This is a genomic window from uncultured Formosa sp. (genome assembly GCF_947500765.1).
In the GTDB taxonomy this organism is placed as follows: domain Bacteria; phylum Bacteroidota; class Bacteroidia; order Flavobacteriales; family Flavobacteriaceae; genus Formosa.
In genome coordinates this window covers 1-4,076 of record NZ_CANMTH010000027.1, presented here as the reverse complement: position 1 = coordinate 4,076, position 4,076 = coordinate 1, and the positions used below count along the sequence as shown (strand labels likewise).

The window sequence follows — 4,076 nt, the reverse complement described above, 5'->3', positions numbered from 1 at the left end:
TTAGATTATAAAACACCGAATATGGTATATAAATTATCAGCTTAATTCAATTTTAAACTGTAGCCATATTTCAGGACTAGACATTTGACGCAACCATTTCGGAAATTTAGCATCTATTAAAAAACAATACTTATGAAAAAATTTATTTTTCTAATATCATTTATAGGAATTTTATCATCGTGTTCAAATGATGATTCTGAAACCGACACACGAGAGTTTGTAGCTGGAGAAGTTTCTGTTGGAATTAAAAGCGGAACTGACATAAATGATTTGTTTGAGTTTATTAATCTTTTCGACCATCAAGTTGATAATGTGAACTCATTAAACTTTACTTCAAATTTGGAATCACACAACTTACAATACGTTTTAGATATTCTTAATAACAAAACTTATACAAATGACGGAATTAATTGGTTTGTAACAGGATATTTGCATTCTCAAACAAATGAAATAACGATTTTCCCACGACTTTTTGGAATGGAAAATGTTGACTATCAAAATGACTGGCTTAATTCAATGAACGAACTGGAATTGAACGAAAAACACAATTCAGAATTGAATAGCGGAATTATTCGATTTTTTGTTCCTGTTGGTCAAGAAATAGAATGGAGAAACCAATTTGTAAATTATAATATAGTAGATTGGGCTGAACTAAATTATATTGCAGATATTGAAACACATACGAACTAAAAAAAACTGCTTACAACACCGTGTATAAAAAATTGCTTATTTTTAGCTTAACCAAAGTTTGTTGCATTTTTGTAAACTTCTATTTTCCTGCGGAAAATAGCCGTTCACTTTAAACGCAACTTTCCATAACACAACAACGTTGTGTACAAGCTGAAAAAAGAAAATTATGCCATATTTAGAAAGTCATTTAATATTAGAAAGATGCCCTCACTGTAGAGTAGCAAATCCGAATATTACTAAAATAAGTAATTTTAATACTAATTCTTTTGATAGTTCAAATTTGAGATTTTGGAGTGTATATAAATGTAACAGATGTGGTGGAGCGATAACAGCTTCTTCTGACAGTAAAGATGGTTGGATAAACGAAATGTATCCAAATGAAATTTCAATTGATGACAATATTCCGACAAAGGCAAAAGCCTTTTTGACCCAAGCAGTTGATAGCTTACACGCACCTTCTGGTGCAATTATGTTAGCTGCAAGTGCAATTGATTCAATGCTAAAAGAAAAAGGATTAAAAGACGGAAAGTTATACGGTAGAATAAACAAAGCAGCAGAAAATCATTTAATTACGAAAGGAATGGCTGAATGGGCTCACGAAGTTAGACTTGATGCTAATGATGAAAGACACGCAGATGAAAATGCCGAATTACCTGATGGAAAAGCTGCTAAAAAAACAGTCGACTTTGCATTAGCATTGGCTGAATTTCTTTTCATATTACCATCAAAAGTTCAAAGAGGAATTAAAAATGCGACTGAAAAAGATGAATAAAAAGCCAGTACACAACAATGGCTATAAATAATTGCTTGTTCTCTCCTACTTCTGAAAATCCTCGCGGATTTTCAGTTCGGTGCGTACTTGCAAAGTTAAGTGCTAAACCACGCAACTACTCATAGCCGAGACCGTTGTGTGCAATTTGGCTACGTTACCAAGATTTGGTATATTTGAGTAAAATATAGCCAAAATGGGAAAAAACACATCAATATCACTTGGAAATCATTTTGAGGATTTTATCAGAGAAGAAGTAAGTTCTGGTAGATATGGTTCGGTTAGCGAAGTAATTCGTTCCGCATTACGTTTGTTAGAACGTGAAGAAAAAAAAGAAAGAGAACTTATTAAAGCTCTCGAAGTTGGAGAAAACAGCGGATTTGTTGAAAATTTCGACCCAAAACAACATTTGAAAGAATTACATCGTAAACACTTATGAGTAAAAACAAATATCGCATAAGTCAACAAGCGATTGAGGATTTAGATAAAATTTGGATTTATACTCTTAACAAATGGTCTAAAGAACAAGCAGACAGATATTATGATTTAATAATGGCAGAAATTGACTTTATTGCGGATAACTATCTGATTGGAAAATCGGCTGAACAAACTCGAAAAAATTATCGCGTAACGAAAATTAAATCGCATCTGATTTTCTACAGAAAAGTTGAAAATGAAATTGTAGAAATCGTTAGAATTTTACATCAGAGAATGGATATTAAAAAACGACTGAAATAAAAAAAACTGCACACAACACCGTATAAAAATAATTGCGGTTTAGTGCTTAATCAAAGGTCGTTGCGTGTTTGTAAGGTCTGATTTTCCTTCGGAAAATCCTCGCATACAAACCCGCAACTATTCTTATACATAAACGTTGGCAACAAGCTAAAAAAATCGTTAAACCAAGAAAGATATTGATTGAATTTGATAATTTAGTATCTTTGATAAAAAGAAACTCGAAATGAATATAGAAGCTCGAAAAATAGAATTTATTCAAGAATTCCTAAAACTTCAAAGCGAGGAAGCAATTTCCAAGCTTGAGAAAATGTTGAAAAAGGAAAAAGACACTTCTGACGAAAGACTTTTTAAGCCTATGACCATTGATGAGTTAAACAAACGAATTGACAAATCAGAGTCGGATTTCAAAAACAATCGATTTAAAACAAGTTCTGAACTTTTAGCTAAATACGAATAATGAATTTTAAAATTATTTGGTCAAACTTTTCGGAAACTCAACTTGACGAAATTTATGAATATTACGAAAAGAAAGCAAGTTTAAAAGTTGCTACTAAAATTGTAACTGGAATAATTAAAGAATCGGAAAAATTAATCAAAGCGTCCTTTATTGGACAAGAAGAAGAATTACTTAAAGATAGAGAAATTCAATATCGTTATTTGGTTTTCAAAAACTACAAAGTGATATATTCGGTTGATGAACAAAACGGATTTATAAAAATTGCTGATGTTTTTGATACTCGACAAAATCCACCGAAAATGAAACGAACAAAATAAAGCCAGTTGCCAACACCGTATATAATTTATTGCTAGCTTCTCGCCTACTTACGAAAGTCCTCGCAGACTTTCTTGGTTAGTAATTATTTACTAAATTAGTTGTTTAAACCACGCAACAAACCATATACAAACACGTTGCCAACAAGCTAAAAAAACCGAACTAATTACCAAATTGGTAACTTTTTTTTATTATCTTTGCGTCAAACAATTATAATGTGAGAGTAATCGCAAAACGAACTTTACGAGATTTTTGGGAAAAACACGCTGATTGTGAAGAACAATTAAAATCGTGGTATAGAGAAACTGAAAAATCCGAATGGAACAATATTAACGAATTAAAAAGTGAATATCCGAGTGCTAGTATTTTAAAAGACAATCGAATTGTTTACAATATTAAAGGTAATAATTATCGTTTGATTGTAAAATTTAATTTTGAATACGGAATATGTTGGATAAGGTTTATCGGAACTCACGCTGAATATGATAAAATTGACGCAAATAATATCTAATTATGAAAATATTACCAATTAGAAACGAAAAAGACTATCAAAACGCACTCAATAGACTTGAGGAAATTTTTGATGCAAAAAAAGGAACGGAAGATGGAGACGAATTGGAAATCCTGTCAATTTTGATTGATAGATATGAAAATGAACAATTCCCAATCGGAATGCCTGACCCAATAGAAGCAATTAAATTCAGAATGGAACAAATGGGAATGAAACAAAAGGATTTAGCAGAAGTTGTTGGATTTAAAAGCAGAGTTAGCGAAATTTTGAATAAAAAAAGAAAACTGACTCTAGATATGATTAGAAAACTAAACACTACTCTACATATCCCTACTGAAGTTTTAATTCAAGATTATTAATTGAAAAAAGCCAGTTGGCAACACCGTATATAATTTATTGCTAGCTTCTCGCCTACTTACGAAAATCCTCGCAGATTTTCTATCTGGTCTTTATTTGCTAAATTAGGTGCTTAAACACGCCACTAATCTTATACATAAACGTTGTAAGTAATGCTGAGTTGTCCTGAATAAAGGCTACATAATTTTAAACATTATGTACAAAAATGACAAAGTAATTAGACGTTACAGCGAACCTTT

8 protein-coding genes are annotated in these 4,076 nt (G+C 31.4%); all 8 read left to right on the top strand.

The features are described 5' to 3' along the window. The first annotated feature begins 132 nt into the window (after window positions 1-132). The 8 genes from Q1B05_RS18340 (at window position 133) to Q1B05_RS18305 (ending at window position 3,839) form a co-directional block, all read left to right on the top strand. A complete protein-coding gene (locus Q1B05_RS18340) occupies window positions 133-690 on the top strand; it encodes a hypothetical protein (RefSeq protein WP_299782876.1) in 558 nt (185 codons plus the stop codon). Window positions 691-856: 166 nt separating this feature from the next. Next, window positions 857-1,462, top strand: coding sequence for a DUF4145 domain-containing protein (locus Q1B05_RS18335; RefSeq protein ID WP_299782874.1), 606 nt, complete (start codon window positions 857-859; stop codon window positions 1,460-1,462). 193 nt (window positions 1,463-1,655) lie between these two features. Continuing rightward, window positions 1,656-1,898, top strand: coding sequence for a type II toxin-antitoxin system ParD family antitoxin (locus tag Q1B05_RS18330; protein WP_073153620.1), 243 nt, complete (start codon window positions 1,656-1,658; stop codon window positions 1,896-1,898). Further along, complete coding sequence (locus Q1B05_RS18325) at window positions 1,895-2,197, top strand: type II toxin-antitoxin system RelE/ParE family toxin (RefSeq protein WP_040282730.1); 303 nt, start codon at window positions 1,895-1,897, stop codon at window positions 2,195-2,197. The genes Q1B05_RS18330 and Q1B05_RS18325 overlap by 4 nt, the downstream gene beginning before the upstream one ends. Window positions 2,198-2,420: 223 nt before the next feature. Beyond that, window positions 2,421-2,654 carry a hypothetical protein gene (locus Q1B05_RS18320; RefSeq protein WP_114311042.1) on the top strand — a complete coding sequence of 78 codons (234 nt, stop codon included), beginning with the start codon at window positions 2,421-2,423 and terminating at the stop codon, window positions 2,652-2,654. Then, window positions 2,654-2,971, top strand: a complete 318-nt coding sequence (locus Q1B05_RS18315; RefSeq protein WP_299782862.1) for a type II toxin-antitoxin system RelE/ParE family toxin — start codon at window positions 2,654-2,656, stop codon at window positions 2,969-2,971. Before Q1B05_RS18320 ends, Q1B05_RS18315 begins: the two co-directional genes overlap by 1 nt. A 215-nt stretch (window positions 2,972-3,186) precedes the next feature. Next, on the top strand, window positions 3,187-3,480 hold the full coding sequence (locus Q1B05_RS18310) for a type II toxin-antitoxin system HigB family toxin (protein ID WP_054729199.1): 294 nt from the start codon (window positions 3,187-3,189) through the stop codon (window positions 3,478-3,480). 2 nt (window positions 3,481-3,482) lie between these two features. Continuing rightward, window positions 3,483-3,839 (top strand): helix-turn-helix domain-containing protein, encoded by a 357-nt coding sequence (locus Q1B05_RS18305; protein WP_068449010.1) that lies wholly within the window; start codon window positions 3,483-3,485, stop codon window positions 3,837-3,839. The last annotated feature ends 237 nt before the right edge of the window (window positions 3,840-4,076 follow it).

Coding starts and splice junctions, on each gene's coding strand:
- Q1B05_RS18340 (WP_299782876.1), top strand. CDS start 133: ATGAAAAAATTTATTTTTCTAATATCATTTATAGGAATTTTATCATCG.
- Q1B05_RS18335 (WP_299782874.1), top strand. CDS start 857: ATGCCATATTTAGAAAGTCATTTAATATTAGAAAGATGCCCTCACTGT.
- Q1B05_RS18330 (WP_073153620.1), top strand. CDS start 1,656: ATGGGAAAAAACACATCAATATCACTTGGAAATCATTTTGAGGATTTT.
- Q1B05_RS18325 (WP_040282730.1), top strand. CDS start 1,895: ATGAGTAAAAACAAATATCGCATAAGTCAACAAGCGATTGAGGATTTA.
- Q1B05_RS18320 (WP_114311042.1), top strand. CDS start 2,421: ATGAATATAGAAGCTCGAAAAATAGAATTTATTCAAGAATTCCTAAAA.
- Q1B05_RS18315 (WP_299782862.1), top strand. CDS start 2,654: ATGAATTTTAAAATTATTTGGTCAAACTTTTCGGAAACTCAACTTGAC.
- Q1B05_RS18305 (WP_068449010.1), top strand. CDS start 3,483: ATGAAAATATTACCAATTAGAAACGAAAAAGACTATCAAAACGCACTC.